The following is a 5,902-nucleotide window of genomic DNA, read 5'->3' on the forward strand; positions in this document are numbered from 1 at the left end:
ATCTCCAACAGGTGCTGCACTGAGGGATATTTTAACAACCATTAAGCGCCGTTATCCAATTGCTAAAATCATCGTTTATCCAGCTCTTGTTCAAGGGAATAATGCCGCTAAATCGATTGCCCAGGCGATCACGATGGCTAACTCGAGGGCTGAAAGTGATGTACTGATTGTCGGAAGGGGCGGCGGTTCCATTGAGGAGCTCTGGGCCTTTAATGAGGAGATAGTAGCTGAATCCATTTATGATTCGGATATTCCAATTATTTCAGCTGTTGGACACGAAACAGATTTTACAATTGCGGATTTTGTAGCAGATATGCGGGCACCGACTCCTACTGGGGCAGCGGAGCTTGCGGTCCCTCATCTGAATGAAATACTTGAACGGCTGATGAACCGTAAGAATCGTTTGACGCGTTCCATCCAGGAAACGGTGAATTTCGAGCGTACCCGCTTGACTAGGATGGAAAGATCTTATGCCTTTCGCTATCCACACAAAATGTATGAGCAGAAACTCGAACAGCTTGACAAGACTTTGGACAGGTTAGGGAAGACAAGTACCCGGTATTTCATGAAAAAGAGGGATGAGCTAAATCAGGTGACCGATATTCTGAAAAAGCAGCATCCTGAACAGGCTGTGAAAAATTCAAAAGATGATTTGCATCAGCAAGAAAAAGCATTACGTCGGGCCATGGAAGCCATTTATCGTCAAAAGTCACAGCAGTTTGTTCATATCACTGCAACTTTGTCTGCCCTCAGTCCATTAAAGATTATGGAACGGGGCTATGGGCTGGTTTTCGCTGAGGATGAAACATTAATAAAAAGTACACAGCAAGTATCCAAAGGGGATAAGATAGCTGTTTCAATAAAAGATGGAACCCTTGAATGTGAAATTAAAGAAATAAAGGAGCGAATTGAACCATGACAAAGAAACAAGAAGTTACATTTGAAGAAGCAATGGAGAATCTCGAAAAAATTGTTGAGCAGTTGGAAGAAGGGGACGTGCCTCTCGAAAAAGCAATTTCCATATATAAACAAGGGATGGATTTATCTCGACTTTGTCATTCGAAGTTGAAGACTGTTGAAGAACAATTGACTCAAATTTTACGCGAAGATGGGGAACTTGAAACCTTCGCTGTACAGGAGGAAGAATAATATGAGTACGGCGTCCTTTGAAACGTTTTCAAAAGAATATAAAGCTGTAATAGAGAGAGAAATCGTTGAATATGTAAATAAGCTTGAAGCTCCAGCTGTTGTCAAAGAAGCGATGACTTATTCATTGGAAGCAGGAGGTAAACGGATTCGTCCTTTATTGGTTTTTGCGGTTTTAGATGCGTTCGGAAAAAATTTAAAGACAGGAATCCCTGCAGCGGCGGCCATTGAAATGATTCATACATATTCCTTGATTCATGATGACCTTCYAGCGATGGATGACGATGATCTTCGACGTGGAAAACCTACGAATCATAAAGTCTTCGGTGAGGCGGTAGCTGTCCTGGCAGGGGATGCCTTGCTTACTTACAGTTTTCAATTGGTGACGGATATGATTGATCCTGAGGTGACTGCGGAAATGAAGTTAAACTTAGTAAGTGAAATTGCTAAATCTGCTGGCGCTGAAGGGATGGTTGGAGGTCAAGTTGCCGATATGGAAGGTGAAAGTAAACAGTTGACCCTTAAAGAATTGGAATATATTCATGAACATAAAACGGGGAAGCTATTGACCGCAAGTATCATTTCAGGTGCCATATTAGCTGGAGCAAATAACGAACAGCACCAGCATTTACGTGATTTTGCTTACCATCTAGGACTTGCTTTTCAAATTCGGGATGATATTCTGGATATTGAAGGATCAGTAGAGTTAATTGGCAAGCCAGTTGGCAGCGATGAAGGCAATCATAAAAGCACATATCCTTCTTTACTTACGCTTGATGGGGCAAAGGAGAAGTTGGATTATCATATTAAACTTGCCCATAGCGCTTTAGGAAAAACAAATTTACAAACAAGTTTATTAAACGAACTAACCGATTTAATTGCGACCCGTGACCATTGAGTGTGGCTAAATTTGTTATCAAATGAGGTTTTATGGTATACTCATTGTGCAAAAATATGTAAAGATAAAGATGAATTTTTTAGTTAAGATACGTGATAAAATAGGTAAAAATAAGCCGCCGAAATCACCTGGGTGTTGGCGGCTATTTTTACCTTATAACGAATTTTTCGGTCAAGTCTTCTAAATAGCACTCTTTTTTGAGGCTTTGTTTATGCTTACAACCGAAAATGACAGAAAGTGAGTGGTCCAGTTTGGATCTTCTATCTATAAAAGACCCTTCTTTTTTGAAGAATATGAATAATGAAGAGCTTGTCGAATTAAGTGTAGAAATTCGTAAGTTTCTTGTAGAAAAATTATCGGTAACCGGTGGGCATATTGGACCCAATTTAGGCGTAGTCGAATTGACAATAGCGTTGCATAAAGAATTCGATAGCCCGAAGGATAAAATATTATGGGATGTAGGACATCAATCATATGTTCATAAAATCCTGACTGGAAGAGCTGGAGAGTTTGATACTTTAAAGAAGTATAAAGGTCTTTGCGGGTTTCCTAAAATGATTGAAAGCCCTCATGATGTTTGGGAAACCGGACACAGTTCTACTTCCCTTTCAGCTGCTATGGGAATGGCAGCTGCTCGTGATATTAAGGGAGAGAAAAGTTTTATTTTACCTGTAATTGGTGATGGAGCGCTTACAGGGGGAATGGCACTTGAAGCCTTGAATCACATCGGTGATGAAAAAAAGGACATGATTGTAATCTTAAATGATAACGAAATGTCAATTGCACCTAATGTCGGTGCTTTACACACGATATTGGGAAGATTACGGACAGCAGGTAAATATAATTGGGCAAAAGACGAGTTGGAACTGCTTTTGAAAAAAATCCCTGCAGTTGGCGGGAAACTTGCAGCTACTGCTGAACGCTTGAAGGACAGTATGAAGTATTTATTGGTCTCAGGGATCTTTTTTGAAGAACTAGGTTTTACATATCTTGGACCAGTGGATGGTCATAATTATGAAGAACTGTTAGAGAATTTAAGGTATGCCAAGAAAACAAAAGGACCAGTCCTGTTACATGTCATCACGAAAAAAGGTAAGGGGTATTCTCCCGCTGAGTTGGATACAACAGGGAATTGGCATGGGACAGGTCCATACAAGATTGAAACAGGTGATTTCGTTAAATCCCCTAGTAAAGGTCCTGCTTGGAGTGCACTTGTAAGTGATACTGTAAGCAGACTTGCACGCGAAGATGAACGAATAGTCGCGATTACACCTGCGATGCCTGTAGGTTCGAAATTGGTAGGGTTTTCTGAGGAATTTCCGGAACGTTTTTATGATGTGGGGATTGCCGAGCAGCATGCGGCAACTTTTGCTGCTGGATTGGCAACGCAGAAAATGAAACCATTTTTGGCGATTTACTCAACCTTCTTACAAAGAGCATATGACCAGGTGGTACATGATATCTGCCGCCAGAATTTGAATGTCTTTATAGGAATTGATAGGGCCGGCCTTGTCGGTTCCGATGGTGAAACACATCAAGGCGTTTTCGATATTGCGTTCTTACGCCATATTCCGAATATGGTTTTGATGATGCCAAAAGACGAAAATGAAGGTCAGCATATGGTAAATACGGCTTTAAACTATAATGATGGTCCGATTGCTATGCGCTTCCCGCGTGGAAATGGTTGGGGAGTTGTAATGGATACAGAATTACAGCAGATTCCTATCGGTTCATGGGAAGTCCTGAAAGAAGGAACAGATGCCGCCATTTTAACGTTCGGGACAACGATTCCTATGGCACTTGAAGCTGCAGCACTTCTGGAGAAAGAGGATTATTCTGTAAAGGTGATTAATGCTAGGTTCATAAAGCCACTGGATGTAAAAATGCTAAGTCGCCTTCTGGGTGAGAAAATGCCTATCTTAACAATAGAAGAAGCTGTCCTTCAAGGTGGCTTTGGTAGTTCTGTACTTGAATATGCTCATGATCAAGGATTTTATGGTGCGATTATTGACCGAATGGGGATCCCTGATTATTTCATTGAACATGGAAGTGTTGACGAGCTACTTGAAGAAATAGGTTTAACGACTAAGACAGCTATGAAAAAGATTAAAATGATTACACCCAAAAAAGAAAAAAGGGCCTGACAATATGAAAGTAATGAAAGAAAGATTAGATGTATTACTAGTAGAACAAGGCTTAGCTGAAACGCGTGAAAAAGCTAAGCGTATGGTTATGGCAGGTCTTGTCTATGCAAATGAAGAGAGATACGAAAAGCCGGGGGAAAAAGTACCGGTTGATCTTGAATTAACGATTAAAGGGAAAGTAATGCCTTACGTTTCAAGAGGTGGCCTCAAACTAGAGAAGGCATTAAAAGAATTCGATTTACATGTGAATGGAAAAGTTCTCCTTGATATCGGTTCATCTACTGGAGGCTTTACTGATTGTGCTTTACAAAATGGTGCCGTCATGTCTTATGCGCTTGATGTAGGGTATAATCAACTAGCTTGGAAGCTTAGACAGGATGAGAGGGTTAAAGTAATGGAACGGACCAATTTCCGGTACGTCACTCCAGCCGATCTCGATGGGAAGATGCCAGACTTTGCAAGCATTGATGTTTCTTTTATCTCGCTCACGTTAATTTTACCGGTTCTAAAGACCTTGCTTGTACCCAAAAGCGACGTTGTAGCCCTAGTTAAACCGCAATTTGAAGCTGGGAAGGATCAAGTCGGCAAAAAGGGGATTGTTCGTGAACCCAAAATCCATAAAGAAGTGTTAAATAAAATAATTTCTTTTGCAAAAAAAGAAGGCTACGATATTAAGGATGCCTCCTTTTCTCCGATTACAGGTGGCGATGGAAATATTGAATTTTTGCTTCATTTATATTGGGAAGGGTCGAAAGTAGATGGAGACCTAATGCTCTCAAAAACGGTTGATGACATAGTTGGAGAAGCACATGCCCAGTTTAAAAAAGAATAAATAGAACTATGTATGGCTCCTTTAGCTGAATGGTTGGCTGAAGGAGCTTTTTCACTCTAGGAATTGAGAGGCAAAAGGCCCTCGAATTATAGAGGGAGTTTACAATAAAAAATTTAAGAACAAAATATAGACATGTTATGTATTTTTGAGAAAAAGTTGTACAATTGCATAAAAATCCGATAACATTAATATTAGCAACATCCTATAGCATCAAATTTGTACGCAAGGGACGTTGTTAAAGGCAAGATAGATGTGTTTATAATGCGTAAGCAACGCCTGCTTGGCAGCATGCTTAAACGCTTATATAATGGTTATTTACTAAATTAAATTAGCAACAGTCGAGAAGAGGTGCTTCTACTTATGAATAAGGGACAACGACATATAAAAATCAGGGAAATTATTACGAATAACGATATTGAGACTCAAGATGAGCTAGTTGAAGAACTGAAAATTGCTGGATACAATGTTACTCAGGCTACTGTATCAAGGGATATTAAAGAGCWCCACCTTGTTAAGGTCCCGTTAACAGACGGAAGGTATAAATACAGCTTACCAGCCGACCAACGCTTCAATCCACTTCAAAAATTAAAGAGAATGCTGATTGATGCTTTTGTTCGCATTGATGCGGCAAATAATTTGCTTGTTATGAAAATGCTCCCGGGAAATGCCCAGGCAATCTGTGCATTAATTGATAATTTAAATTGGCAAGAAATACTCGGAACAATCGGCGGCGATGACACATGTTTAATTATCTGCCGTTCTGAGGAAGATGCGAAGATCATTTCCGGCAAATTCTTGGACATGCTCTAATAATTTTGTGAGGTGACCTAGTTTGTTAACAGAACTTTCGATTAGGAATTTTGCGATCATTGACAGCTTGTC

Annotated in this window: 6 protein-coding genes; all 6 read left to right on the plus strand. The window is 40.1% G+C overall.

Annotated features, from left to right (window positions below; genetic code table 11):
• A partial coding sequence (xseA, locus tag AC1DUW_RS19490; protein ID WP_477643243.1) for an exodeoxyribonuclease VII large subunit occupies positions 1 to 919 on the plus strand: 919 nt, incomplete at its 5' end.
• On the plus strand, positions 916 to 1,149 hold the full coding sequence (locus AC1DUW_RS19495; RefSeq protein ID WP_053346909.1) for an exodeoxyribonuclease VII small subunit: 234 nt from the start codon (positions 916 to 918) through the stop codon (positions 1,147 to 1,149). The genes xseA and AC1DUW_RS19495, both read left to right, overlap by 4 nt.
• A gap of 1 nt (position 1,150) precedes the next feature.
• Positions 1,151 to 2,044, plus strand: coding sequence for a polyprenyl synthetase family protein (locus AC1DUW_RS19500; RefSeq protein ID WP_477643244.1), 894 nt, complete (start codon positions 1,151 to 1,153; stop codon positions 2,042 to 2,044).
• 251 nt (positions 2,045 to 2,295) lie between these two features.
• Positions 2,296 to 4,188, plus strand: a complete 1,893-nt coding sequence (gene dxs, locus AC1DUW_RS19505) for a 1-deoxy-D-xylulose-5-phosphate synthase (RefSeq protein WP_053346907.1) — start codon at positions 2,296 to 2,298, stop codon at positions 4,186 to 4,188.
• A 4-nt stretch (positions 4,189 to 4,192) separates the two neighbouring features.
• Entirely contained in the window at positions 4,193 to 5,020 is an 828-nt protein-coding gene (locus AC1DUW_RS19510) for a TlyA family RNA methyltransferase (RefSeq protein ID WP_053346906.1), read from the plus strand.
• A 360-nt stretch (positions 5,021 to 5,380) separates the two neighbouring features.
• A complete protein-coding gene (gene ahrC, locus AC1DUW_RS19515; protein ID WP_477643245.1) occupies positions 5,381 to 5,830 on the plus strand; it encodes a transcriptional regulator AhrC/ArgR in 450 nt (149 codons plus the stop codon).
• The last annotated feature ends 72 nt before the right edge of the window (positions 5,831 to 5,902 follow it).

The organism is Peribacillus sp. P4_C12, assembly GCF_056402095.1.

Bases quoted from the DNA above. Each gene is read 5' to 3' on its own strand.
- AC1DUW_RS19495 (WP_053346909.1), top strand. From the start codon at position 916: ATGACAAAGAAACAAGAAGTTACATTTGAAGAAGCAATGGAGAATCTC.
- AC1DUW_RS19510 (WP_053346906.1), top strand. From the start codon at position 4,193: ATGAAAGTAATGAAAGAAAGATTAGATGTATTACTAGTAGAACAAGGC.